This is a genomic window from Agarivorans aestuarii (assembly GCF_019670125.1).
Taxonomy (GTDB): domain Bacteria; phylum Pseudomonadota; class Gammaproteobacteria; order Enterobacterales; family Celerinatantimonadaceae; genus Agarivorans; species Agarivorans aestuarii.
Map to the genome: position 1 here is coordinate 850,439 of NZ_AP023033.1, position 26,627 is coordinate 877,065.

Here is a 26,627-nt window from a genome sequence, read left to right on the forward strand (position 1 = left end):
GATATAATCCCCTGAATTATGCATATTGCAACTTCAGGTTTTTCTCTTTCATGACTAACACAAACTTCTCTCAAACCGCTACCTTCATCTGGTCGGTTGCCGACCTGCTTCGCGGTGACTTCAAACAATCTCAATACGGGCGCGTCATCTTGCCTTTCACTCTTCTTCGTCGCCTTGAGTGTGTACTGGAAGAAAGCAAAGATGCTGTCGTTATTCAGGCCGAGAAAGTGAAAGCTATGAACCTGCCTGAAGAAGCGCAAGAAAAAATGCTGCTTCGAGCAACTAACGGGCTTTCATTCTTCAATACCTCACCAATGAACCTTGGCAAAATGGGACAGAGTGACATCAAAGCCAACCTAGAGAACTACCTTCAATGCTTTTCTGCGGATGCTCGAGAGATTTTTGAACATTTCAATTTTAATGAGTTTATTGGTTTGTTAGATGACGCTAACCTGCTCTTTAAAGTAGTACAAACCTTTACCAATAAAAAGAAAATTGATCTTTCCCCAAAAGCCATTTCTAACCACGATATGGGTTTAGTTTTTGAAGAGTTGATTCGCCGCTTTGCTGAAAGCTCAAATGAAACGGCAGGTGAACACTTTACCCCGCGTGATATCGTCGAATTAACTACTTCTTTAGTGTTTACGGGAGATGAAGGATATTCAAAAGAAGGTGCCATTCGGACTATTTATGACCCAACTGCGGGGACTGGTGGTTTCTTATCTTCTGGCATGGAATATGTTTATGAAATGAACCCAAGCGCTCGAATGGTTGCCTTTGGTCAAGAGCTAAATCCTGAGTCCTATGCTATCTGTAAAGCCGACATGCTGATCAAAGGGCAGGAAGTTAAAAATATCAAACTAGGTAACACCTTATCCAATGACCAACTGCCAGCCGACCAATTTGATTACATGCTATCGAATCCCCCGTTCGGCGTTGACTGGAAGAAAATTGAAGGTGAAATCAAAGACGAACATACCCTAAAAGGTTTCGATGGTCGTTTTGGTGCGGGATTACCTCGTGTGTCTGATGGCTCTTTACTTTTCTTGATGCACTTGATCAGCAAAATGCGTGACACTCATGCCGTCGACGGCAGTGTTACGGATGGTGGGCGTATCGGCATCATTCTTAATGGTTCACCACTGTTTACTGGTGGTGCTGGTAGTGGCGAAAGTGAAATTCGTCGCTACATCCTTGAAGCTGACTTACTTGAAGCCATCGTCGCGTTGCCAACCGACATGTTCTATAACACAGGTATAGCAACTTACGTATGGGTGCTAAGTAATAAGAAAACCTCAGAACGTAAAGGCAAAGTTCAATTAATTGATGGCTCTAACCTGTGTGGAAAGATGCGTAAGTCGCTAGGCTCTAAGCGTAACGTAATGAGTGAAGATGACATTAAAACCATTACGCGTAGCTTTGGTGACTTTGAAGTGGTTGATGCGCGTGAGCTTGATAAACCAGCAGAGCAAAAGTCGAACCGTGGTCGTCAGGCAGCGACACCAAAAACAGAAGCGTCTAAAACTTTCGCCAGCAAAATTTTCAGCACCCACGAGTTTGGATACCGCCGACTGACGATTGAGCGTCCATTACGTTTATCTACACAATTAACGGATGAGCGAATCAATACTCTCCGTTTTGCTCCTAAGCCATTTAACGTAGTTATGCCTGCGATTTATGAGAAGTTTGGCTCAGAGTGGAAAGAAGAGGCTTATGGTCTGTTAGGACATGTTGAAACTGAGGTTCGAGCATTAATCAAAGCGGATTTTCCTGAGCTAAAAGAAAAGCAAATCAAAGATGTCTTGGATAGCAAAGTATGGCTATTTCAAAAGTCATTACTGGAGAAAGCTCAGCAGCTACAAGCTGAAATTGGTCAATCCCTTGGTGGCAAAGCGCAACAGTCTGATGATTTCAATCAGTTTGAACTGACATTGAAAGGCGCGTTTAAAAACACTGGTATTAAATTGGATGCCAAAGAGAAAAAGCAGTTCCTTGATGCGGTAACGTGGAAGAATCAAGATGCCGAACGCGTGGTTAAGAAGGTACTAAAAGAAGAGTTTCAACCATTATATGGCGCTTTCGATTACATCGGTGATGTTAAAGGCTTAGTGGGTAAGGTCGTGGAATTCCAGCAAGATGGTGACCTGCGTGATAACGAGAATGTCCCCCTTGACCCAAGTGCAAGTACCTCGGAGTTGATTGAAACCTACTTCAATAAAGAGGTCGCCCCGCACGTGGCGGATGCTTGGATCAATGCTGATAAGCGAGATGATAAAGACAGTGAGATTGGTGTGGTGGGTTATGAGATCCCGTTTAACCGCCATTTCTATGTTTACCAGCCACCACGTGAACTAGAAGCGATTGATTCTGATTTGGACGCTGTGAGTGCTGACATTATGAAGCTACTGCAAGAGGTTCATTCATAATGGGTAAGTATCAGGCGTATCCAGATTATAAAGATGCTTGTATCGACTGGTTGGGTGCCATTCCTGAACATTGGATGACAAGCAAGCTACGTTACACATTCAGTTTCGGAAAAGGACTAACCATAACTAAGGAAAACCTTAAAGATACTGGAGTTCCATGCGTCAGCTATGGCGAAGTGCATTCAAAATATGGTTTTGAGGTTGATCCGTTAAGACACCCACTAAAGTGTGTTGATGAAGAGTACATTCAGTCATCACCTTATGCGTTGCTAAAAAATGGCGATATCGTTTTTGCTGATACATCAGAAGATATTGATGGTTCAGGTAACTTCACTCAACTTGTTTCCGATGAGTTGGTCTTTGCAGGCTACCATACAATTATTGCCCGCCCATTTGATAGAGAATGTTGTCGATTCTATGCGTATTTACTCGATTCGAAAGAGCTGAGAACACAGATCCGTCATGCAGTGAAGGGGGTAAAAGTCTTTAGCATCACTCAAGCAATACTGCGTGGAGTGAATATTTGGCTACCTCCTTTAGAAGAGCGCGCTAAAATCGCCAGTTTCCTCGATCACGAAACCGCCAAAATAGACACCTTGATCGACAAGCAGCAGCAACTTATCGAGCTACTAAAAGAAAAGCGTCAAGCAGTGATCAGCCATGCGGTGACTAAAGGGCTAAACCCTGACGCACCAATGAAAGACTCTGGTGTTGAGTGGTTGGGTGAAGTGCCGGAGCATTGGGGGGTTTCTAGTCTTGGTTACTACGCGTTACTAAATACTGGAGCAACTCCAGACAGAGCCAATTCGAGTTATTGGCTAGGCGATATTCCGTGGATTAAAACTGGGGAAGTAAAATATGAGACTATTTACAGCACCGAAGAAACTATTAGTAGTTTGGCGGTAAAGCAAACATCAGTTCAACTGTCTCCTCCGGGAACGTTATTAATGGCTATGTATGGACAAGGTGTAACTCGTGGCCGGGTCGCTCTTCTTGGTGTCTCAGCAACGTACAATCAGGCGTGTGCTGCTATTACGACTAATAACTTTCTGTGGAATGAGTACCTAAGAGCATTTTTTATTGCTGGGTATCACGCTATACGTGATGGAGGTAATGAAACTAGCCAAATGAATCTCAATGCCGATATTGTACGGAAGTTCAAAGTGACTATTCCTCCCAAAGGGGAACAAGAGTCGATTGTTCATTACCTGAATAATGAGCTACCAAAGTTAGATGTACTATTAAAGAAAGCTGATAGCGCTATTGCTTTGATGCAAGAACGCCGATCGGCTCTTATCTCAGCCGCTGTTACAGGAAAGATTGACGTGCGCAACTGGCAAGTTCCAGTGAATCAAGAAACTCAACAGCAGGAGGCTGGCTAATGAGTACCGACTCAACGCAAGAGCGTATTTTCCAAGATGACATCATTCGTCAGATGGTGGCGAATGGTTGGGTAGAGGGTAAGCCAGAAGGCTATAACCGAGAGTCAGCACTATATGAACAAGATGTGCTGACTTTCGTAAAAGAAACCCAACCGAAAGAGTGGGAGAAGTTCTGCAAGATTTACCCGAATGAATCTGACCGCCACTTCATTGAAGCGCTGGTTGTGCAGCTTAAAAAAGCTGATGTGAATGCCACAGACCTAGCCTCACGTAGTTTGGGTACTTTGGGTGTACTACGTCATGGCTTAAAAATCCGTAATGCGCGCTTCTCGCTGTGTCAGTTTAAACCTGAGCATAACCTAAACCCTGAAACCTTAGCGCGTTATGAGCAGAATATCTGTCGTATCGTTCCTGAGCTTGTTTATAGCCCTTATGCGACTAAAGAGCATCTAGAAGCGACAGGCAAAAAAGCTAAGGCGTGGCGTATTGATCTGGTGCTGTTCGTCAACGGCTTGCCAGTATCAACGCTTGAATTGAAATCAGAGTTCAAACAAGCGGTAGAGAATGCAATTAAGCAGTACAAGCGCACTCGTCTACCCAAAGACCCAGCAACTAAGAAACCAGAGCCACTATTAACATTTAAACGTGGTGCTTTGGTACATTTCGCTGTGAGTCAGTATGAAGTGTACATGGCAACCAAATTGGCAGGTGATGACACTTTCTTCCTTCCTTTCAATAAAGGGACGAAAGAGGGCGGTGCGGGTAACGATGTACCGGAAGATGAGAGCCGCTATGCTACGGATTATCTGTGGAATGAGGTATTAGTCCCTGACAGCCTACTGAATATCATTGGTCGCTTTGTACACCTTCAAATTGAAGATAAGGAAGATTGGGAAGGGCGAAAATACAAAAAGGAAACGCTTATTTTCCCGCGTTATCACCAGTGGGATGTCGTGACTAAGCTCATTGACGCCGCCACCGAAGAAGGCACGGGTAATAAGTATCTTGTGCAGCATAGTGCGGGTTCGGGTAAGTCGAATTCTATTGCATGGACAGCACACCAGCTTTCTACCCTTTATGACGCTGAAGGTAACAAGCAATTCCATTCCGTCATTGTCGTTACCGATCGAACCGTTCTTGATGATCAACTGCAAGATACTATCTACCAGTTTGAACATGCCGATGGTGTGGTAGGGCGCATCAATAACAAAGAGGGTGATGGTTCTAAGTCAGAGAAGCTGGCTTCAGCGTTAGAGAACTCGCAACCCATTATCATCGTTACCATTCAAACCTTCCCGTTTGTGTTACGTGCGATAGAAAACAGTACCAGCTTGAAAGAACGCAGCTATGCCGTAATCGCCGATGAAGCGCACTCTTCGCAAAGTGGCTCTACTGCTCGTCAGTTGAAAGAAGTATTGATGACCGAAGAAGCCGATGATGATGTCGAGTTGTCCTCGGAAGATATTTTGGATGCGACCATTGCTGCGCGTAAAGGTAGCGCCAACCTTAACTACTACGCTTTCACAGCAACCCCTAAACCAAAAACATTAGAACTGTTCGGACGATTACCTAGACCTGAGTTACCCCCATCAAAACAGAATAAACAAGAAGCGTATCATGTGTATTCAATGCGCCAAGCCATTGAAGAGGGCTTTATTCTGGATGTGCTAAAGAACTACACCAACTATAAGGTGATGTATCAGTTAGCGCAGAAGGTAGAGGCCGCTGATAAAGAAGTCGACAGCAAAAAAGCCAAGGTGAAATTGAATCAATGGGTTCGCCTACATGATCACAACATCTCACAAAAGGTCAAAGTGGTTGTTGAGCACTTCAAAGATAACGTCATGGGTTTATTAGGTGGTCAGGCTAAGGCGATGGTTGTCACCAGCTCTCGCAAAGAGGCGGTGCGTTACAAACTCGCTTTTGATAAGTACGTGGCTGATGCGCTTGCCGAGAAGAAGACAGGTTATGATGCGATCCGCGCTATGGTGGCTTTCTCTGGTGAAGTCGAATTCAACGCTAATGACCCTGATAGCTTTGCTTTTATCGATCAAAAGTTCACAGAAAAGAACATGAACCCAGACTTAAAAGGTCGGGATATGCGTAAAGCCTTTGATAGTGATGACTATCAGGTAATGCTTGTGGCGAATAAGTTCCAAACGGGCTTTGACCAACCGAAGTTATGCGCTATGTACGTTGATAAGAAGCTAGGTGGCGTAGAGTGTGTTCAAACTCTTTCTCGCCTTAACCGTACTTATCCAGGCAAGGCAGAAACAGGCACATTCGTATTAGACTTTTACAATGAACCAGACGAGATTTTAGGCTCCTTCCAGCCCTATTACCAAACCGCAGAATTGGCGGATGTCACCGATCCTAATATGGTATTTGATCTGTATGAGAAGCTGCGCACCAGTGGCATTTTCTTATGGTCTGAAGTAGAGCAGTTTTGCGAAGCCTTCTTCACTATGAACAAATCTAATGCCGCAATCAGTAACATCTGTCACCCAGCCAAAGAGCGTTGGCAAAAAAGTTATACCTCAGCGGTAGAGGCCTATATTAAAGCTAAAGAAATGTTTGAGCGCACTAAGAAGACAGATGATGCGGTTCTTATTGCCAATGCAGAGAATAGCTTCAAAGACTGTAAGCAAGAGAAAGACCGTCTTGAGATCTTCAAGAAGGATCTCGGCAGCTTTACCCGTTTCTATGAGTTTATGTCTCAGCTCGTAGATTACGATGATAAAGAGCTAGAGAAGCTTAGCCTTTACGCTCGTCACTTGCGCCCATTACTACGTGACAAAGTGATTGAGGAAGATGAGCTAGATTTAGATAACGTGGTAATGAGCCACTACCGCCTATCTAAGATCCGTCAGCAAGATATACAGCTCAAAGAAGATGCTCCTGACTACCAACTTGAGCCAAGTACCGATATCGGTACCGCTAAGGCCAAGGATAAGAAGGAAGAGTTCCTTTCCCATATCCTTGATAAGTTGAATGAAGTGTTCATTACCGACAACCTGACAGACAAAGACATGATCAATTATGCTTTTACTGTTAGAGACAAGCTCACAGAGAACGAAGCGGTAATGAGTCAAATTGCCAATAACACGCGTGAACAGGCAATGCTGGGCGATTTCCCTCAAGCGATTGATGATGCGATTCTTGGAAGTAATGAAGCGCATCAAGAACAGATGATGCAGCTTCTGTCTGACCCTACAAAAACTCAGCAGTTTGCGCGGGTTATCTTTGATATGTTGAGTGGGTATAAGGGATAGGGTATTTGCAGTTTGCATTGTGCATGGAGTGGGAATCACTTCCCACCTAAAATGTGCCATTTCAGGCGAAAAGCGATTGAAGGTTTGAATAGTGCATTTACTGTGACCATGTGACACACCTATAAGGTGTGTCACATGTCACGGTTTAATGCACGACGGTTATCACGTCAGTGTTTGAAGCTTTGCCTGAAGACTGCTCCAAGGAGACGAGTCTGTTTTCAATAAGCGTTTTAATCGAACGACTAAAGCTTTTTCTCTGAGCATCGGTCATCTTACCCGTTGGATACAGCATTGAGCGTAACTGTTCCCTTGTGGCTTTACCTGCGAAGTCCCTATTCAGTACTTCTAAAATAGGGTCGTTCTTAGGCTTCACTGTGACTGTTTTAGTTACAGCTTCTTTTGTTCTTGCTAACGAGGTTATGGGTCTATGACTGTCGCAAACAATACCTAGGTCAACAGTTTCCATTTCAAACTCCATACAGGGCATTTCAGTTCCATCTTTTTGCTTAGTGTTGCTGAAGGTAAGTAACTTTGATTGTCCACTGCGTTTGACGTGAAACTCATAGTCACAAGCAGCTCGTAACACACTACTTCCTCTAGCACCTTTACTGGCATCTTTTCCTGTATGGTGCACACACATGATACTTGTGCTGGTAGCCGCTTTTACTTTATCGCAGCCAGAGATGAAGGCCCCCATATCACGAGATGAATTTTCATCACCGCTAAAGCAGCGTGCTAGCGTATCGAGGATAATTAATTGCACTTTGACGTTTTCACGCTCTTCAAGCTGTTGTATAGCCGTTATCATTTGCTCCTGGGTTGTTTCTTCCGCTAGCAACAAGTGATTACCCAGTACGAAAACCTTGTCAGCTTTAAGCCCGTTCGTCAGTTCCCACGCTTTAATTCTCTTGGATATACCAATTTGTCCTTCGGCGGCGACATACACCACAGCACCTTGCTCTACATTTCTATCACACCATGATTTATCTGTTGCAATAGAACACGCAATATCGATTGCTTGAAAGGATTTTAATGTGCCACTTGCTCCGTAGATTACACCAAAGGATAACGTAGGGAAGTAGTCCTTGATCAACCATTGTGCTTGGTAGTCATAGCCTGTGGAACCGCGGGAAAACATAAAGTCTCCGTACTGCTCCAATGTGTTTTGTTGTTCTGAATTTGTAACTTTTTTATTTAAATTTGCGCCTTGTTTCATAGTTCTAATTTTAGTTTATTTCCGCACTCTTAATGTGCAGTCTCTATTGATTAGATCTTTTGAATGAGCGTTGCAAATTTTTATTATAAAAAAGCGAGCTAGATAGCTCGCTTCAATTTGGATGCTAAGATTGTCTTATTTCATTTAGCATCTTACTAATATCTGAGGCTTGGATTCGGTTGTAGTGTTCTTGAAGGATTCGGAAGTCTTTGTGTCCGGTGATCTTTGCGACAATAGCCATGTCCAACCCTTTTTCGAGCAGGCGAGATGCTCCCTCGGCTCTGAGGTCCCGGTAGCTTAGGTCTGTTATCCCTAACTTGTTTCTTACTCGCTGCCACCCAGCCGTTACAGATCTAGAGTTGTAAGGGAAGATTCTGCCATCATCGCTTTTAGGTTGAGATTCGATAATCTTTACCATCTCATCACAAAGTGGGAGTGCCATATCATTGCCGATTTTCTTCGTTGGGTGTTTTCTATCTCGCACCACCAGTGTCTTTTTATCAGCATCGTAGTCTGAAAGCTTAACATCACACAACTCACCAATGCGTAAGCAAGAAAGGATAGAGAATGGGACAATTGAACTGTAGGGGATGTGTGCAGCACGACGCACCTCTCTTTTCTTAAGCTCACCCATAATTCGATCAAGCTCAATGCTAGTAGGTCGACGGGTACGCCCTTTACTTCTACCGATTAACCCTTTGTCTACTAGCTTCTTATACGCTTTGTCATGGTAGTCAGTATTAGCCTTAATGCCAAATTCATCTTCAGCAACATCCATTACTGTTTTTAAGTAAATAACATCTGTCATTACCGTTGCTGGGCTGGGTGACGTAGGGGAATTGATTCTTTGCTTGCAGTGTTGCTCAAGATCCTTAGCAGTGATCTTATGTGCAGAAATCGTTCCTAAGTCAGAAATAGCTAGGCGCTGTAGAACGTAGTATTTGTCACTACCTTCATATTTTCTTAGGTTGATGGGATCGTTGAGGTACTCATAGATAAGAGTCGAGATGGTGGCATGTTCAAGTTTTTGTTGCTCTTGTTCGATACTTTGCGGGTTGTCTTGCAGGTATTCAAATTCAGCCTTCTTTTTCTTCGCCCAACTAGCGGCCTGTGCTCGAGTATCAAAAGTACGACCTTCACTCTTTTCTACAACACCTTTTTTCGTGTTTTTTACACGTGCCTTAAAGCGAATACCTTTCTTGTTCTTAACTTGCGTGATTTCAATTGATGCCATTACTGCTGTACCTCCAGCTCTACCAAAATAACGCATGAGCGTAAACTCATGCTATGAGGTAAGAACATTCGACACAAACAATCCAACCAATAGTAAAAAGTTGAAATTAATTTGTTGTTTACGGAATGTTCTCCGAAGGTTGGTGTGAGAGATCTTTCCTTGTATAATCTATCGCCCATTTTTTAGGGGGGATTTGCCCCCTAATTTTGCCCCTTAGGGGGCAAATGAATGTCGAAATTTGACAAAATCAGCCAGAATACCCACAAATAAGCCGAAATGTCGGTATGGGTAAGGCATTGATAATACTAGGTTTACCAATGAAATACCCATCTTCTCGTTTTTCCGTTGCCCCCATGCTCGATTGGACTGACCGACACTGTCGTTACTTTCACCGTTTGATGAGCAAGAACATTCTGCTTTATACAGAAATGGTGACTACAGGCGCTATCTTACATGGCAAAGGCGACTATTTAGGCTTCTCTGAGCAAGAGCACCCACTTGCTTTGCAATTAGGGGGCTCTAATCCGCTGGAATTAGCTGAATGCGCCAAACGCGCTGAAGATTTGGGTTATGACGAAGTAAACCTAAATGTAGGCTGTCCATCTGATAGAGTTCAAAATGGTCGTTTTGGCGCTTGTTTGATGGCAGAGCCAGAGCTGGTGGCTGAATGTATTAGCAAAATGCAGCAACAAGTTAAGATCCCCGTGACGGTTAAAACGCGGATTGGTATCGATGAGCAAGATAGCTATCAGTTTCTAAAGGACTTTATCGATCCTGTTGCTGAAGCTGGCTGCGAAACCTTTATTATTCATGCGCGTAAAGCTTGGTTGTCTGGTCTTAGCCCAAAGCAGAATCGCGATATTCCTCCGCTAGACTACCCAAGGGCTTATCAAGTGAAAGCCGATTATCCGCAGCTCACCATTAGCGTAAATGGCGGAATTGCTAGCTTGGAACAAGTGCAGGAGCACCTAAAGCATCTTGATGGCGTTATGTTAGGTCGCGAGGTTTATCAAAACCCTTACTTACTGGCAGAGGTGGATCAACGGATCTTTGACGATCCGCAGCAAACCTTAAGCCGCCATCAAGTGGCTGAGCTAATGCTGCCATACATTGAAAACCATTTAGCTCAAGGCGGCCGTTTACAACATATTAGCCGCCACATGCTGGGCTTGTTTCAAGGTTGCGTGGGAGCCCGTGCTTGGCGTAGGCACTTAAGTGAGAATGCCCATAAGAACGGCGCTGGCATTGAGGTGATGCAAGCAGCAATGGAGCTAGTTCCAGAGCATCAACAAGCCTAGTATTGTTACTTCCTTCATTTAGTTAAGGCCGCTTTATGCGGCCTTATTATTATCTGGCACAGCCCTTGCTATCACTACCTGCGAAGAGTCAGCTTTTTGTCAGGAGTGCAAAACAATGGAATTTTTAGGACGTTTAATCGCCCGCTGGGGCATATTAGACATTTTTATGGCGTGGGTGCTTACCGCCAGTGGAATGCTACTGCTTATTCCCAAGCAGTGGTTACCAGAAGCAGGCTTAAACGCCCAACTGAGTATGGTATTGACCATTAGTTGTGTCGCGGGTTTGGCTTATTTTCTTAGCCGTGGCTTGTTGTTGTTGTTGACCAGTATCACGGGCGCAGTTCATCATCGTCGAGAATTGCAACGACTCGCTTCGATGATCTCGTGTTTGGATCATTCTGAGCGCGCTATTTTACGCGAGTTTATTATTACTCGCCGCAGCGTATTAAGCCTGCCTTTAAAAGAACCTGCCGTAGCTAACTTAATGGAAAATGGTGTGTTAAAGCCAATGAATGAGCAACATGTTCATGAGCAACGAAGCAATGTGGATATGATGATCAATTTAGCGGCTCGGCCATTACTCAGTTACAAAGCCTTGGGTTTACCGGTTGGTAAGTTAAACGAGGAGCAAATTGAACATTTGAAATCAATTCGTCCTCGCTTTTTACAGCCAGATTACAAAGCAAATCGTACTCACTCTGGGAAACTATTTCGGATCCGTGCTGGTGAAACTGAAAGTCAAACAGCAGCGTAGCTTAACTAGTTCGCTGTTTTAGATAACCCGCGTAATCGGGTACATCTACCGAGAACTCCTGATTAAAGTGGCGGCTGGCTAAGATAAATTCAGCCGTCGCTTGGTTGGTGGCCATAGGTATATTCCATACCGCCGCCAAGCGCAGTAGTGCTTTTACATCAGGGTCATGCGGAACCGCATCAAGTGGATCCCAGAAGAAGATCATTAAGTCTATTTTACCTTCCGCAATCATTGCTCCTAACTGTTGGTCGCCACCCATTGGACCGCTTAATAAGGCTTCTACTTCAAAACCCTGCTTTGATAATAGTGTTCCGGTAGTGCCGGTACCAAATAGTTGATGTTTAACTAAATCTTCGCGATGGTGTTTCGCCCAGTTAATTAGTGCCGTTTTCTTATGGTCGTGGGCTACTAATGCAATACGTTTACGAACGTTCATGGTGCGGGTAGTTGTATCCATGTTACCTCTTAAATACGATTAGTTTGAAAGCGTTTACTGCAGATTATGTTACTGTTTGTACTTACTATTAGCTAGCAACAGCCAGCAGATAATCAAGGTGGGATAACAAAAACGTGTGCGGTAGCGTAATGATTGGTGGTGAATATGAAATACGACAAGCCATAGGTGTAGATTCGTTATTTCTAGATTTTGGCGAAACCAGACAATATCGCCCCAGTGAGTCACTTCCCGCTTTGATTATCGAGCAGGAAAGCCTACGTTGTAAGCCATTTATTTGGGGTGTAAAACACTCTCAGCATTCCCAGCTTATTATCAATGCTCGAGCAGAAACCGCCGCGGATAAACCAATGTTTAAGAACGCTTGGAAAACGCAGCGTTGTTTACTGCCGGTAAAGGCTTGGCACGAATGGCGTAATCAAGAGCGTTTTGAATTCAGCCTTGAGCATCAAAATCTGTTGTTGCTGGGAGGTTTATACCTGCAAACTAATGAAGCTCAGCAACACTTAGTGGTACTTACTCAAACTGCAGCCAATGATTTACAGCAATATCATCACCGCATGCCCTTGTTGTTTGAGCTTAAACAAGGCTTGAGCTGGCTCAGTGGTCAGCATTGTGACTATAAGGCGGAGCAGTTTCATTATCATGTGTCGAGCAATAGCCCACAGCTAGGTATATTTTAGTGACAAGTATTTTTATCGCGTCAGATTTCTAGGAGTGATTGATGATTTACATTTTTGGTTATGGCAGTTTAATTGATGCAGATTGCAGACAACGTACCTTTCCTGGTGAACATGCTTACGCTGCGCGCTTACATGGTTATCAGCGTTATTGGAGTGGTTTAAAAAGTGCAGAAGATCGCTCGGCCGTGGTTATTACCCCAGATAACAAGGCCAGTGTGAATGGGGTATTGATTCCCTTTGATGAAAGCTTCTTGCCTGAGCTAGATAAACGCGAAGAAGATTACGACCGAGTATTGCTCGATGAATCACAGCTTGATTTGTTAGATGCTCTGCCACAACCTGCAGTTAGAATTTATACATATGTGGCTAAAGAGTATTGGCATCCGCAGAGCAATAGCCCCATTCTGCAGTCTTATTTAGATGTGTGCTTGCGCGGGTGTTTGGCGGTAAATGAGCAATACGCTCGTGAGTTTTTGCTTTCAACCAATTATTGGGTAAGCCACTGGTTGGATGACCGTCATCAGCCTATTTACCCAAGGGCTATTAACATGGATGCTCTAGCCTTAGAGCAAATTGATTCGATATTAAATGATATGGCGCATTTGTCTGATTACAAGCCAGTAGATCAGAGCTAAGAATTTGGGCATAAAAAAAGGCGCCTAAGGCGCCTTTTTAGCTTCGATAAACGTAGTTTACAGTACGTGTACAGAAGAAGTGTTAGTAGTACCAGAAGGTACTAGAGCACCAGATACCATAACAACGATGTCGCCTTTGTTAGCAAGACCTGATTCCATCGCTAAGTCTTTACCAAGCGCGTAGAAAGAGTCAGTGCTTTCAATGCTTGCAACAACGTGAGGAATAACACCTTTAGTTAAGCAAAGTTGAGCAGCAGTCTTAGTATTAGTAGTAATTGCTAAGATGTTAGCTTGTGGGAAGTATTTACGAACAGATTTCGCAGACTTACCACCTTCAGTAGCAACAACAATAAGAGGAGCACTTAGCTTCTCTGAAGTTTCTACAGCGCCTTTACATACCGCTTCAGTGATGCGTAGTTTACCGCTGTCACGTGCTGGATCTAAGTTAGAAGGCATTACTGCGTCAGTACGACCACAGATAGTTGCCATGATAGATACAGCTTCTACTGGGTATTTACCTTTAGCAGACTCACCAGAAAGCATTACTGCATCGGTACCGTCTAGGATTGCGTTAGCAACGTCGCCTGCTTCTGCACGAGTTGGACGTGGGTTTTTGATCATTGAATCAAGCATTTGAGTTGCAGTGATAACCAATTTACGTGCACGGTTACACTTCTCAATCATCATCTTCTGAGCGAAGATTACTTCTTCAACTGGGATTTCAACACCTAAGTCACCACGAGCAACCATGATGCCGTCAGATACTTCTAGAATTTCGTCGAAGTTATCTACACCTTCTTGGTTTTCGATTTTAGAGATGATTTGGATCTTCTCGCCGCCATTCTCTTTAAGAAGTTGACGAATTTCTAATACGTCTTCTTTCTTACGAATGAAAGATGCAGCGATGAAATCAACACCTTGCTCACAACCAAAGATTAAGTCGCCTTTATCTTTAGCAGAAAGAGCAGGAAGCTGAACGATAACACCAGGAAGGTTAACACCTTTGTTTTCGCCTAAGTCACCGTTGTTAAGAACAGTACACTTAACTTCGTCATCAGATACTGCGATAACTTCCATTTCGATTAGGCCGTCATCTACTAGGATGATGTTGCCTACTTTCAAGTCAGCAGCAAAACCAGAGTAAGTTACCGCTACGCGAGTTGCATCGCCGATTACTGTTTGGTCTGTGGTGAAAGTGAACTCTTGACCAGCTACTAGGCTAACGTCTTCGCCGCCAGCTAGTTTAATAGTGCGGATTTCTGGACCTTTGGTATCCAACAAAACAGCAGCAGATTTGCCAGTGTTCTTAACAACTTCACGTAGGTTGTCGATGCGAGTGCCGTGCTCAGCAAAGTCGCCGTGAGAAAAGTTAAGACGCATTACGTTCATGCCTGACTCAACTAACTTAGTTAGCATTTCTACCGATTCAGTTTTTGGACCAATGGTACAAACTATTTTGGTTTTCTTCATTGAAGTGACTCTCCGTTAAGGATGCTAGTAAAAAATCTGCGCACATTATACAAGATTGATCACAAAAGGATATGTAGAAAAATAACTACAAATCCGAATGTCGATCAAAATAATGTCGATTTATAATTCACAAATGTGGCTTGTTAATTGTTCAATTTTGTAAAAGCTTGCTGTTTTGCTCATTATTTGAGCATCTAGCAAGTATAAAAAAACCTCGCCAAACTGCGAGGTTTTGATGCGAATTTATCGCTTATTCAATTTCACCACAGAAACGATAACCTTCACCGTGGATGGTGGCGATAATTTCTGGTGTTTCAGGGATCGATTCAAAGTGTTTTCTGATGCGACGAATAGTCACATCAACTGTACGATCGTGTGGCTTAAGCTCGCGGCCAGTCATTTTCTTTAATAAGTCAGCGCGGGTTTGAATTTGTCCTGGGTTCTCAACAAAGTGCAACATGGCGCGAAACTCACTACGTGGTAGTTTGTAAGTCTCTTGGTTTGGACTTACCAATGAGCGACTATTAATGTCTAAGGTCCAACCGTTGAAGCGATATTCTTCAACCGTGCCTTTTTCTTCGCTAGCTACTTGACCATTTACAGTTCGGTTAAGCAGGTTGCGAGCACGAATGGTGAGTTCACGAGGATTAAATGGTTTGGTGATGTAGTCATCGGCACCAATTTCCAAGCCAAGGATCTTATCCACTTCGTTGTCACGTCCAGTTAAGAACATTAACGCAATTTGCTCACGGTCGCGTAATTCACGCGCAAGTAACAGACCATTCTTACCAGGAAGGTTAATATCCATGATAATTAAGTGAACAGAATGCGCTTCTAATACGCTGTTCATTTCATTGCCGTCAATCGCTTCAAACACATTGTAACCTTCAGCTTCAAAAGTGCTTTTTAGCGTATTACGAGTGACCAGTTCGTCCTCGACAATTAAAATATTTGGTGTCATGGTCTTCCCCAATGCTGTTTAGAATAAAGTTGGCTTGTGAACAGGTAGCGCTATATAGAAAGGTGAGGCAATGGCTACTTATTCTTCCATGTTGAGTTTGTGTTAAAACTCGTTGAATGGCAAAAAAATAGACAAATAGTTTGTCTAAAACGCGTGATAAATCAGCGTACGAGACCTTCCATATGCATTGTTCGTTACAAGCAATAAACATATTCTATGGGCTTAACAGTGATATAACAACTTGAGTCTGAAAAAAGCTTACGTTTTCTGCGGTGCTTTTGATTCAAATCAATCGAAAATTGCGAATAAAGCGAATTTTACTAATCAATACTGAAAATAAACTACATGTTTAATTTGTATCAAAACACCATTTTTTTGGCAAATACCGACTATAAATATCAAGAACTTGCTGTTATCACCGCCAGTAATCCTGATGGTGTGACGCGAACTCGACGATTTAATCACTGGCTAGACTGTCATTTTATTTCATTTTTGCAGCGTCATCAGTTTCGTCACTTTTGGGTATTTGCGGGTTCAAGGGATCTAAATCATTACGAATATAGTGCAATTGTTGACTGCTCGTTAAATGATGCTCAACATATTGCAAAGGCTTTCAGACAAAAGGCCTTTTATTGGTTAGATAACGAGTGCTACCTTTATGACACTAAGCGTATAGGGAGCGCCCATTCTAGCCTCGGAGAAATATCGCCCCGCTGGTTTAACAACCCTTGGGCTTACAACAAGATGATAGAGGACTATCACTATGCAAGATCTACTACCGGAACTGTGCGACCTATATCCAGCGCGAGTTAAATTGCTCGAACCAGTTTTCCAAGTGTATGGAGCCAAAAAGCTGTTTTACGGCCAAGTGGAAACCGTTAAGTGTTGGCAAGATAACAGCCGAGTAAAAGAACTATTGGCTAGCCCAGGAGAGGGAAGGGTATTGGTTGTTGATGGTGGAGGAAGTACCCAAAGAGCCTTAATGGGCGATATCATTGCAGATTCTGCTTATTTACAAGGTTGGTCAGGTGTGGTGATTTATGGTGCGATTAGAGATGTTTCAGCCATTAATACCATGGAGCTTGGTGTTAGAGCCTTGGCGGCTTGCCCGATGAAAACAGAGCGAAAAGGTGCAGGAGAAACTGGGCTTGAGCTTAGTGTTGCTGGGCAAACAATCCAGCCAGGAATGTATTTATACGCTGATGAAAATGGGATTTTAGTGAGTGAGCAAGCCTTGCTGCTGCCAGAAGGCTTTGCTTAAAAGCGGTAACCCAAACCAAACTGTACTTGCTGTTGCGTCTCTTTATCTTGTTGGGCCTCAACTTGATAAACAGCTTTAACATCAATGTTCTTCAGTAAGTGGTAGGTGCTAGATAGTTCTAAACTGTGCTCAGTATTGTCGTACTTGGGCTGGTGAACTTGCACTAATTTACTTTGAATAGATAAGCTTTTTAAGGGTTGGTAGTTAAGCCCGGTTGAAAGGTTAAAGCCTTTGCGTGTAGCGATGTCGTCGTATTGGTTGTTAACCCCAGCTTCTACGAATAATGACAATTCGTTGCGAAGCTTGTGTTGATAACCCCCGTTGAAAAACCACGAATCAACATCGTTGGATTCACCAGTGCTTACAAACTGGCTGTTGTTGTAACCAGTGATGTACCAATTTTTAACTTGGCTACGTGAAGAAACTTGAACATGTTCTCCATCGCCGTAGCTTAAGCTCATTTCACTTTCTACTTCAGCAGCCGCTAAAGAACTGCTGACAATAACAAGCACAGCAGCAATCGAATGCTGGAATAGTAACTTAGCCACTGCCGTCTCCTTGTTATTATTTTTCTTAGTAACAGTAGTATGGTTGATCATCGCTTTAAGATCATTGCAGATCTTCAAAAATTTGTAGAAAGCCTAATAAATGATTTTAAAGCCAATTTTTCTAGCACAATCGTCTAGCGGTTAATAAAACGGCGGCGTCTTCGGTATGGATATACGTCTTCAAACTGGCCATTCTTAATGTTTTGCTGCAGTTCCTGCCAAAAACTGGCTTGAAAAAGCTCCGCATGTAACTCTTTAAAAACCTGTTTTACAATGGGTTTTCCTAATAAAAAGGTGGCAAATTCCTCAGGGAAAATATCGTTCGGTCCCACTGAGTAACAGGGTTGTACCGCCCATTGATCTTCAGGATATTGAGATTTTGGAAACTCTCTAAAATTACATTCCGTCATGTAAGAGATTTCATCATAGTCGTAAAATACGACACGACCATGACGGGTGACCCCAAAGTTCTTAAATAACATATCTCCGGGGAAAATATTGGCAGCAGCCAGCTGTTTAATGGCGTTGCCGTACTCATCAATAACTTGTCGAGTTTGTGCTTCATCAGCTTGATCCAAATACATATTAAGCGGGATCATTTTTCGTTCTGTGTACAGGTGCTTGATGGTGATTGAATCCCCTTCGATATGTAGTACCGAAGGCGCAACCGCTTGAAGCTCATCCAATAAGCTTTGGCTGAAGCGCGCTAAGGGAAACTCCACGTTAGAAAATTCTTGGGTATCGGCCATACGACCCACTCTGTCGTGCTGTTTTACCAGTCGATATTTCTCTTTCACAATGGCGTGGCTTACGTCTTTTGGTGGGGTAAATTCATCTTTAATGATTTTAAATACCACATCGTAAGAAGGCAGGGTAAATACACTCATCACCATGCCTTTGATGCCAGGTGCCAGTTCAAACTGATCACTAGAATTGTGTAAGTGGTTGAGGTAGTGGCGATACAATTCGGTTTTACCATGTTTTTGACAGCCAATGGCGGTAAATAGCTCGTAGTCAGTTTTATTGGGCAGCAGTTGCTTAAGAAAGTTAACTATCCGACGCGGGGCTGGGGCGTCTACCATGAAATAAGAGCGCGCAAAGCCAAAAATAATACTCACTTCGTCGCTATCAATAAGCACACTATCTACTGCCACTTTGCCTTGCTGATTAAGCAAGGGAAACACTATTGGAAAACTAAGGTCTTCACTTGTGTATTGGCCAATAAGGTAAGCGGCTTTGTTTCGGTAAAACACCGGTTGCAACATAGTTATTTTGTGCAACTGTTGCTGAGCCAGCTGCGGAAGTTCCGTCAAGCGCTGCTTAATAAACCCTATGTCGCGAGCTAAATCTTCGTATTCAATATTAAAGCGATAGTCTTCGAATAGCTGCTTTAACAGGGTATCTAAGCTGGTGTTTTGATAAGTATGGGTAAGCAGCTGGTAATCAAATAACTTACTGCATCGGCTGGGGCGAATGAAGAGTTGGCTTTCTTCTATATAGCGATGATGGAATAAACGTTGATAAACAGAATTGAAAAACGACTCGGCAACTTCAAAATTATCATGCTGTTTGAGCAACTCTGAGTAATGCGCCTTTACTGCCGCGCAAAAGGCATCGCTACGTTGTAGGTGGCCGGTGAGCTGTTTAATCGCCGCTCGTGCTTCGGTGACGTGGTGGTCATAGAGGCGAATACGTTCGCGTGAAGCAAGTTGCACCGACATCCAGTCGGCTTCTTCAAAGCGTTTTTGAGCACCGCGAGTCACTTCTAAAAAGCATTGATAAAAGCTATTGAAGCGCTGCAGCATAGCGTGGGCGGCTTGGTTTTCCATTAATTGCGTCATAGGCTGTTTCTTATTGTTGTTTTTTTATTCACTATGGCAGGATTTAAACACCTGTTCAAATTTTTGTTGCTAAGTTGTGTTGGGGGATGAGTGTTTGCTTCTTAGCGTTCTATCTGGTGCTTAGCTCGAACGGCTTAAGGGCTTAATAAAAGCTGCTTAGCTTGTTTTATGGAGAGTGCCTTAATGGTTTTAATTAGCATTAAAAATCCTTTGGCTTGAAGGCATTATTGCTCTCTCTAAGCAACTTGGTTTAGCAAGCCAATTATTAAATAAATGGTCCTTTAAAGCATAAACAAGGCTAAAAGCGCACTTTTATGCATTTGGCTTAGATAAATAAAGCTTGACTATCCACCTCAGCTGGTTAAGGTATGGCCATAAATTGGATTTAGTTTTTTTATTAAGATGCTAGTACGTTTTGCCTACACAACCACCGGAACTATTACCCGCACAACCACATGCGGGTCGGGCTGGTTGTAGCAACTTACTACATCTAAGAAAGCCCGTATCAACCACGATACGGGTTTTTTTTTGGGAGGAATAATGCGAGTCTTAAAATTTGGTGGATCATCCTTAGCTAACGCTGAGCGCTTTAATCGTGCAGCAGACATTGTGTTAAGCAATCAGCATCAATCTCAAATGGCAGTAGTATTGTCTGCCCCTGCTGGGGTAACCAATGATTTGGTTGCTGTAGTAGATAAAGTTAGTCACGGTAACGATGGCGAAAGCTATTTGACCCGCATTGACGCTACCTTCCAAGAGCTATTGTCAAAACTAAAAGAGAAGTACGCTGGCTTTGCCATAGAGCAAATGCAGTTAATGGTTCACCAAGAGTTGGGCGAGCTTCGCCAATTATTGAAAGGCGTAGCACTATTACAGCAGTGCCCAGACAACATTCGAGCCAAAGTACTGTCTACTGGCGAAAAGCTTAGCATTCATACTATGAACCACTTATTGTCGGTTCGTGGTCATAGCGCCGAAATCATCATTCCTCAGCAAAAATTAGTGGCTACTTCCGGTGGTTACCTAGAGGCGGTTGTTGATATTCAAGCCTCTAAACAGCGTTTGAACAAAGCTATGATTCAAGAGGATCTCATCTACTTAATGCCTGGTTTTACTGCGGGTAACGAGCAAGGTGAAACTGTAGTACTTGGTCGTAACGGTTCTGATTACAGCGCAGCAGTTTTGGCAGCTTGTTTAGATGCGGAATGTTGCGAGATTTGGACCGATGTAGATGGTGTTTACAACTGTGACCCTCGCATTGTTGAAGACGCTCGCTTGCTGCGCAGCTTAAGTTATCCAGAAGCGATGGAGCTTAGCTACTTTGGTGCTAAAGTACTTCATCCCAAAACCATTGCCCCAATTGCTCAATACCATATTCCTTGCCTTATTAAGAACACCTTTAACCCACAAGGTGAAGGCACTTTAATTGGCGCGCAAAGCCCTGCACAAGATGACTTGCCAGTTAAAGCATTATCAAGCTTGTCTGAATTAACCATGCTGACGGTTTCAGGCCCTGGCATGAAAGGCATGGTTGGCATGGCCGGGCGGATCTTTGAGAGCATTTCGCGCAGTAAGGTATCGGTTGCCCTTATTACGCAATCTAGCTGCGAATACAGCGTAAGTTTTTGTATTCACAGTATTGATGCATCGCGTGCCTTGGCTGCGCTAAACGAAGAGTTTGAACTCGAGTTAGCTAACCAGCTATTAGAGCCCATTGAAGCCATTGATAAGTTGGCGATTATTTCTTTGGTGGGCGATAGCATGCGCCGCAGTAAAGGCGTTGCCGCCCGCTTCTTTACCTCTCTGGCAGAAGTGGCGATTAACATTGTTGCTATTGCTCAAGGTTCGTCTGAGCGTTCAATTTCTGCGGTTGTGTCGCAAGACAAAGCAGCTGAAGCAATTCGCGCTTGTCATCAGAACTTCTTCAATAGCATGCACTTTATCGACTTATTCCTAATAGGCGTAGGTGGTGTTGGCGGCGCTTTGTTAGAGCAGATTCATGCCCAGCAGAGTCATTTAAAAGAACAGCAAATCGGTATTCGTGTATGTGGCGTAGCTAACAGCCGTAAGTTGCTATTAGATTCAAAAGGTTTGGATCTTGAGCACTGGCAAGAGCAACTGGCTGCAACCGAAGAAAATGGTGGCTTTACTTTAGACAATGTCACTAAATTGGTAGACCAAAGCCACTTAATTAATCCTGTGATCGTAGACTGTACCAGCAACGATGATATTGCCGGTAAATATGCAGAATTTTTAGCGAATGGCTTCCATGTGGTTACGGCCAACAAAAAAGCCAACACTTCGAGCATGGAGTACTACCAGCAGCTACGTAAAACGGCCATGGCAATGCGCCGTAAGTTCTTATACGACACTAACGTAGGTGCTGGTTTGCCAGTGATTGAAAACCTACAGAACCTGCTAAAAGCGGGCGATAAATTAGAGCGCTTTAACGGTATTTTGTCTGGTTCTCTGTCATTTATCTTTGGCAAGTTAGACGAAGGCATGAGCTTTTCTGAGGCCACTACAATCGCCCGTGAGAATGGCTTTACCGAACCTGACCCGCGTGATGATTTATCGGGTATGGACGTAGCGCGCAAGCTGCTAATACTCGCGCGTGAAGCAGGCATGCCACTAAGCATTGAAGATATTCAAATTGATATGGCCTTGCCACCAAATTTTGATTCAAGCGGAGATACCGAAGCCTTTATGCAACGCTTGCCTGAAGCCGACGCTTATTTCGCTAAGCTTATGGATGAAGCGGCCGCCGAAGGCAAAGTGCTGCGTTACTTAGGCAGCATCGATAAAGGTGTTTGCAAAGTGTCGTTAAGTGCCGTTGCGGCAGATGACCCATTACACCGCGTGAAAGACGGTGAGAATGCATTAGCCTTCTACAGCCGTTACTACCAGCCAATTCCATTAGTATTGCGTGGTTATGGTGCGGGTACTGCAGTAACAGCAGCGGGCGTATTTGCCGACGTATTAAGAACGCTTAACTGGAACCAAGAGGTGTAATATGGGTGTTGTTGTTTATGCTCCAGCCTCTACAGCCAATGTAAGTGTAGGTTTCGACAGCTTAGGTGCAGCGCTGTCGCCAATTGATGGGCAGCTATTAGGTGACCGAGTATTGGTTGAAGCTGCCAGCGGCGATGATGTGATCATCGAAAATGTTGGCCCTTACGCACATAAACTGCCAGCCGATCCTAAACAGAACATTCTTTATGATTGCTACCACTACTTTGTTAAGCAGTATGCAGAGCATCATAGCAAGGTACTTGGCTGCGTTAAGATGACCCTAGAAAAGAACCTGCCTATTGGCAGTGGTTTGGGGTCTAGTGCGTGTTCGGTAGTGGCTGCGTTAGAGGGTTTAAATGCCTACCTTGATTCGCCATTTAATAAAGAGCAAATGCTAATTATGATGGGCGAGTTAGAAGGCCAAATTAGCGGCAGCGTGCACTACGATAACGTAGCGCCATGTTATTTAGGTGGCATGCAGCTAATGTTGCAAGAAGCCGGGGTGACTAGCCAAGCTATTCCCCATTTTGAAGATTGGTATTGGATTGTTGCCTACCCAGGCATTAATATTTCAACCGCTCAAGCACGCTCTATTTTGCCGGCGCAGTATCGCCGCCAAGACACCTTAGAATTCGGCCGTAATTTGGCAGGTTTTGTTCATGCCAGTTATAGTAAGCAGCCAGAGTTAGCCGCAGCCTTATTAAAGGATAATATTGTGGCTGAACCTTACCGTGCGAAATTAATTCCAGGATTTGATGAAGTACGCAGCTATGCAGCGCAAAGTGGTGCATTAGCCAGTGGTATTTCAGGCTCTGGGCCAACGGTTTATATTGTTACCCCAGTATTAGAACAGGCTGAGCGAACCAAAGCTTGGTTAGAACAACACTTTATTCAAAACGAAGATGGATTTTGCCATGTTTGTAAAATTGATGAGCAAGGCACACGAGTAACAGGAACGTCGCTATGAACTTATATAACTTAAAACACAACGAAGAGCAGGTGAGCTTTACTCAGGCAGTAAAACAAGGCTTGGGTAAACAGCAAGGTTTATTCTTTCCCGATAGCATTCCTGCATTTGATGATATTGATGCGGTGCTGGAACTAGATTTTCACGCCCGTTGCGCAAAGTTGCTCGCGGCTTTATTAGACAACGAGTTGTCTGAAGCTGAGCTATTTGACATGGTAAGCAAGGCTTTCACTTTTACTGCACCTTTAAATAAGGTGACTGAGCAAATCAGTGCGCTAGAGCTATTTCATGGCCCAACCTTAGCCTTTAAAGATTTTGGCGGCCGCTTTATGGCCCAGTGTTTAGCCAAGTTCTCTAATGGTAATAAAACCACTATCTTAACTGCTACTTCGGGTGATACTGGCGCAGCTGTGGCACATGCTTTTTATGGCATGGAAAACATTAACGTAGTGGTACTCTACCCGAAGGGTAAGATTAGCCCACTGCAAGAAAAGCTGTTTTGTACCCTTGGTGGCAACATTACTACGGTAGCGGTAGAGTCTGACTTCGATGCTTGTCAAAGCATGGTTAAACAAGCCTTTGACGACCAAGAGCTCAAACAAGCTATTGGCTTAAACTCGGCAAATTCCATCAATATTAGCCGTTTGGTGGCGCAGGTTTGTTACTACTTTGAAGCTGCTGCACAGTTACCTAAAGCGCAACGTGAGCAACTAGTGGTTGCAGTGCCTTCAGGCAACTTTGGTAACTTAACCGCCGGTTTAATTGCTAAAGCTATGGGCTTACCGATTAAGCGTTTTATTGCTGCCACAAACGTAAACGATACGGTGCCACGTTACTTAGCGTCAGGTAACTGGGAGCCTAAACCAACACAAGCTACCTTATCTAATGCGATGGACGTGAGCCAACCAAACAACTGGCCACGTGTTGAAGAGCTGTTTAAAACCAAAGGCTGGCCACTAAGTGACTTAGGCAAAGGGGCCATGACTGATGAGCAAACTGCTGAAGCGGTTAAAGCTTTAGATGACTTAGGTTACGTGTGTGAGCCGCATGGCGCGATTGCTTACCAGCAACTTACAGAGCAACTAGCCGATGGCGAACAAGGTTTATTCCTGTGTACCGCTCACCCAGCTAAGTTTAAAGAAAGCGTAGAAGAGATTCTAGAACGTGAAATTGACCTACCAAAACCGCTAGCTGACCGAGCAGACTTAGACTTGTTATCTAAAGAAATGCCAGCTGATTTTGCTCAACTGCGTACTTTATTAATGAGCATCTAAGCTGATTGGCTAAACGACGTAAAACAGCGCCCTTTATGGCGCTGTTTTTGTTTGTAAAAGAAATGGTGAAAGCATGAAAGCCAGCCTGATAATGGGCATAGTGAGTGGTTTAATAAGCGCTGCTACAAACGCTGAACCCAGCAATGCTTGGCACTACCAACAAAGTGCTGAGCAGCAATTGAGTTACGCGGAGTTAGTTGATATTTCTGGCGAAGTTAGTCTAATGTTTCGTTGTATTCATGGCGAGCTGGATAGCTTAATGCGCCTTGCAAATGGGCCTTTGCAGCCAGCGTATAACTTTATGGATTGGCAATTCACCCAGCCGCAGAATCAGCTAACTAGTTTTAATGTTCTCTATCATCACTTTGATGACGATTATTATCAGCTGGGGGCGGGTTATAACAGCTGGTTTGAGCTGTACTTTACTATTATGCAGCATTCGCAGATGCGTTGGTCTAGCAACGATTTTGCTGGCATAGAGTTTTTGTATCACGACACAGCCGCGATTGGCCAAGTGATTCAAGATTGCCCAGAGGCTTTTCAAGCTTCTTATGACCTGCTGGCTGAGCAGTTAAGCCAAGCGCTAGTTGAGGCTCGTAATACTGGTAAGCATCAACAAGTTAATGATATCGAGCAAGCCATTGAGCAGCTAGTACAATCAGCCACCCAGTTGGCTCAGCTAGCTCAAGTACCGTTGCGGATTAGTGACTAGGGTCTGTAGATCTTTGCTGATGGTTTTTGCAGCAATTAATTAGCCATTTAGGCAAGGCAGTGAGTGTGCAGTTAAGTGGGCTTAATAATCACTCGCTAACGCTGAATAAATGGCTAAGAAATGCTGCCCGAAGGGTTCGGATAAGCGAACTTTACTCTTTGTTAAGCACTTCTTACTTAGCTCACTAGGCTTCTAAGTGCTCGCCGCGATTAAAGCCCGCTTATCTCGAACAAAATTTCAACACCAAAGATCAACAGACCCTAGTTAGTCAAATAAATATCGCCTAGCTATCGAGTTGATCTTTGCTGCGAACTCACGCATATTGCAAAGATTGCTAGAACAAAATACGAAAACTATGAGTAAAGTGTTAAAAGATTTGCTCGAGCTATTAAGCTTAGAGCGCATTGAAGAAGGCTTGTTTCGCGGGCATAGCCAAGATTTAGGCTTTGGTGCAGTATTTGGCGGCCAAGTAATGGGGCAGGCTTTGTCTGCCGCTAAAGAAACCGTGAGTGAAAAGCGTCAAGTTCACTCTTTCCACTCTTACTTTTTACGACCGGGCGATCCTAATCATCGCATTGTTTACGATATTGAGAGCATTCGCGATGGCCGCAGCGTATCCACCCGCCGGGTTAAAGCGATTCAATTCGGTAAACCCATTTTTTATATGACGGCGTCTTTTCAGCAGCCATCTTCAGGCTTTGAACATCAAGATAAAATGCCAGACGTCGCTGCCCCAGAAGAGCTGCAATCAGAACAAGAGTACGCTTTTCAATTGCGTGATATGTTGCCTGATGCGGTTCGAGACAAATTCATCTGTGATAAACCCTTAGAGATGCGTCCGGTAGAGTTTGTTAACCCTTTACAGCCAGAAAAGCTAGCGGCTAAGCGTTGTGTATGGTTTAAGGCCAATGGGCAAATGCCCGATGATGGGCGCATTCACCGTTATTTGCTGGCTTACGCGTCTGACTTTAACTTTTTACCTACGGCTTTGCAGCCTCATGGGCGCTCATTCATTGAGCCGCAGATGCAAACAGCGACTATTGACCACAGCATGTGGTTTCACCATGACTTCCGTTTAGATGAATGGTTATTGTATGTGGTTGATAGCCCTGCAGCGTCTAATGGCCGAGGCTTGGTAAGAGGGCAGTTCTTTACTCGAGATGGCAAGTTAGTGGCTTCTACCATCCAGGAAGGTGTAATTAGAGAGCGAAGCTAGGCCTATTGAGT

At 43.8% G+C, this 26,627-nt stretch carries 21 protein-coding genes; 14 read left to right on the forward strand and 7 right to left on the reverse strand.

Translation table 11 applies throughout. The features are described from left to right. Positions 1-50 precede the first annotated feature (50 nt). Genes K5609_RS04020 through K5609_RS04030 form a run of 3 tightly spaced genes read left to right on the forward strand, consistent with a single transcriptional unit; the run spans position 51 to position 7,080 of the window. Complete coding sequence (locus tag K5609_RS04020; RefSeq protein ID WP_221076056.1) at positions 51-2,426, forward strand: type I restriction-modification system subunit M; 2,376 nt, start codon at positions 51-53, stop codon at positions 2,424-2,426. Beyond that, on the forward strand, positions 2,426-3,808 hold the full coding sequence (locus K5609_RS04025) for a restriction endonuclease subunit S (RefSeq protein ID WP_221076057.1): 1,383 nt from the start codon (positions 2,426-2,428) through the stop codon (positions 3,806-3,808). The genes K5609_RS04020 and K5609_RS04025 overlap by 1 nt, the downstream gene beginning before the upstream one ends. Beyond that, a complete protein-coding gene (locus K5609_RS04030) occupies positions 3,808-7,080 on the forward strand; it encodes a type I restriction endonuclease subunit R (RefSeq protein ID WP_221076058.1) in 3,273 nt (1,090 codons plus the stop codon). The genes K5609_RS04025 and K5609_RS04030 overlap by 1 nt, the downstream gene beginning before the upstream one ends. A 145-nt stretch (positions 7,081-7,225) precedes the next feature. On the opposite strand, the gene K5609_RS04035 is transcribed toward K5609_RS04030, so the two are convergent. Both K5609_RS04035 and K5609_RS04040 read right to left on the reverse strand, forming a co-directional pair. Beyond that, positions 7,226-8,296: a helicase RepA family protein gene (locus K5609_RS04035; protein WP_221076059.1), complete on the reverse strand. Its 1,071-nt coding sequence runs from the start codon at positions 8,294-8,296 to the stop codon at positions 7,226-7,228. A 124-nt stretch (positions 8,297-8,420) separates the two neighbouring features. Further along, complete coding sequence (locus K5609_RS04040) at positions 8,421-9,530, reverse strand: site-specific integrase (RefSeq protein WP_221076060.1); 1,110 nt, start codon at positions 9,528-9,530, stop codon at positions 8,421-8,423. A gap of 317 nt (positions 9,531-9,847) precedes the next feature. Between K5609_RS04040 and dusA the strand changes: the two genes are divergently transcribed. Both dusA and K5609_RS04050 read left to right on the forward strand, forming a co-directional pair. Beyond that, complete coding sequence (dusA, locus tag K5609_RS04045; RefSeq protein WP_221076061.1) at positions 9,848-10,828, forward strand: tRNA dihydrouridine(20/20a) synthase DusA; 981 nt, start codon at positions 9,848-9,850, stop codon at positions 10,826-10,828. Positions 10,829-10,943: 115 nt separating this feature from the next. Beyond that, entirely contained in the window at positions 10,944-11,582 is a 639-nt protein-coding gene (locus tag K5609_RS04050) for a super-infection exclusion protein B (RefSeq protein ID WP_221076062.1), read from the forward strand. Between the two features lies 1 nt (position 11,583). Here K5609_RS04050 and K5609_RS04055 read toward each other — a convergent pair whose 3' ends face one another. Further along, entirely contained in the window at positions 11,584-12,039 is a 456-nt protein-coding gene (locus tag K5609_RS04055) for a methylglyoxal synthase (RefSeq protein ID WP_221076063.1), read from the reverse strand. 113 nt (positions 12,040-12,152) lie between these two features. Here K5609_RS04055 and K5609_RS04060 point away from each other — a divergent pair, with 113 nt between their 5' ends. Continuing rightward, positions 12,153-12,719: an SOS response-associated peptidase family protein gene (locus tag K5609_RS04060; protein ID WP_221076064.1), complete on the forward strand. Its 567-nt coding sequence runs from the start codon at positions 12,153-12,155 to the stop codon at positions 12,717-12,719. A 41-nt stretch (positions 12,720-12,760) separates the two neighbouring features. Further along, a complete protein-coding gene (locus K5609_RS04065; RefSeq protein WP_221076065.1) occupies positions 12,761-13,354 on the forward strand; it encodes a gamma-glutamylcyclotransferase family protein in 594 nt (197 codons plus the stop codon). A gap of 57 nt (positions 13,355-13,411) precedes the next feature. On the opposite strand, the gene pykF is transcribed toward K5609_RS04065, so the two are convergent. Beyond that, a complete protein-coding gene (pykF, locus tag K5609_RS04070) occupies positions 13,412-14,824 on the reverse strand; it encodes a pyruvate kinase PykF (protein ID WP_221076066.1) in 1,413 nt (470 codons plus the stop codon). A 250-nt stretch (positions 14,825-15,074) separates the two neighbouring features. Next, positions 15,075-15,785, reverse strand: a complete 711-nt coding sequence (arcA, locus tag K5609_RS04075) for a two-component system response regulator ArcA (RefSeq protein ID WP_221076067.1) — start codon at positions 15,783-15,785, stop codon at positions 15,075-15,077. A 345-nt stretch (positions 15,786-16,130) separates the two neighbouring features. Here arcA and K5609_RS21905 point away from each other — a divergent pair, with 345 nt between their 5' ends. Both K5609_RS21905 and K5609_RS04085 read left to right on the forward strand, forming a co-directional pair. Then, on the forward strand, positions 16,131-16,598 hold the full coding sequence (locus K5609_RS21905) for a DUF3293 domain-containing protein (protein WP_221076068.1): 468 nt from the start codon (positions 16,131-16,133) through the stop codon (positions 16,596-16,598). Beyond that, positions 16,549-17,046, forward strand: a complete 498-nt coding sequence (locus K5609_RS04085) for a putative 4-hydroxy-4-methyl-2-oxoglutarate aldolase (protein WP_221076069.1) — start codon at positions 16,549-16,551, stop codon at positions 17,044-17,046. Before K5609_RS21905 ends, K5609_RS04085 begins: the two co-directional genes overlap by 50 nt. Here the strand turns inward: K5609_RS04085 and K5609_RS04090 are convergent. Further along, positions 17,043-17,594, reverse strand: a complete 552-nt coding sequence (locus K5609_RS04090; protein WP_221076070.1) for a hypothetical protein — start codon at positions 17,592-17,594, stop codon at positions 17,043-17,045. The two genes, K5609_RS04085 and K5609_RS04090, sit on opposite strands and share 4 nt — an antisense overlap. A gap of 134 nt (positions 17,595-17,728) precedes the next feature. After that, positions 17,729-19,435 (reverse strand): bifunctional isocitrate dehydrogenase kinase/phosphatase, encoded by a 1,707-nt coding sequence (aceK, locus tag K5609_RS04095; protein WP_221076071.1) that lies wholly within the window; start codon positions 19,433-19,435, stop codon positions 17,729-17,731. A 540-nt stretch (positions 19,436-19,975) separates the two neighbouring features. On the opposite strand from aceK, the gene thrA reads away from it, so the two are divergent. The 5 genes from thrA to tesB all read left to right on the forward strand — a co-directional run bounded on the left by thrA (position 19,976) and on the right by tesB (position 26,616). Beyond that, entirely contained in the window at positions 19,976-22,447 is a 2,472-nt protein-coding gene (thrA, locus tag K5609_RS04100) for a bifunctional aspartate kinase/homoserine dehydrogenase I (RefSeq protein WP_221076072.1), read from the forward strand. A gap of 1 nt (position 22,448) precedes the next feature. After that, positions 22,449-23,414 carry a homoserine kinase gene (thrB, locus tag K5609_RS04105; protein ID WP_221076073.1) on the forward strand — a complete coding sequence of 322 codons (966 nt, stop codon included), beginning with the start codon at positions 22,449-22,451 and terminating at the stop codon, positions 23,412-23,414. Then, a complete protein-coding gene (thrC, locus tag K5609_RS04110; RefSeq protein WP_016400851.1) occupies positions 23,411-24,688 on the forward strand; it encodes a threonine synthase in 1,278 nt (425 codons plus the stop codon). Before thrB ends, thrC begins: the two co-directional genes overlap by 4 nt. Positions 24,689-24,761: 73 nt before the next feature. Then, the gene (locus tag K5609_RS04115) at positions 24,762-25,400 is read left to right on the forward strand and encodes a hypothetical protein (protein WP_221076074.1); all 639 of its coding nucleotides are present in this window, start codon (positions 24,762-24,764) and stop codon (positions 25,398-25,400) included. A 355-nt stretch (positions 25,401-25,755) separates the two neighbouring features. Continuing rightward, complete coding sequence (tesB, locus tag K5609_RS04120) at positions 25,756-26,616, forward strand: acyl-CoA thioesterase II (protein WP_221076075.1); 861 nt, start codon at positions 25,756-25,758, stop codon at positions 26,614-26,616. Positions 26,617-26,627: the final 11 nt, after the last annotated feature.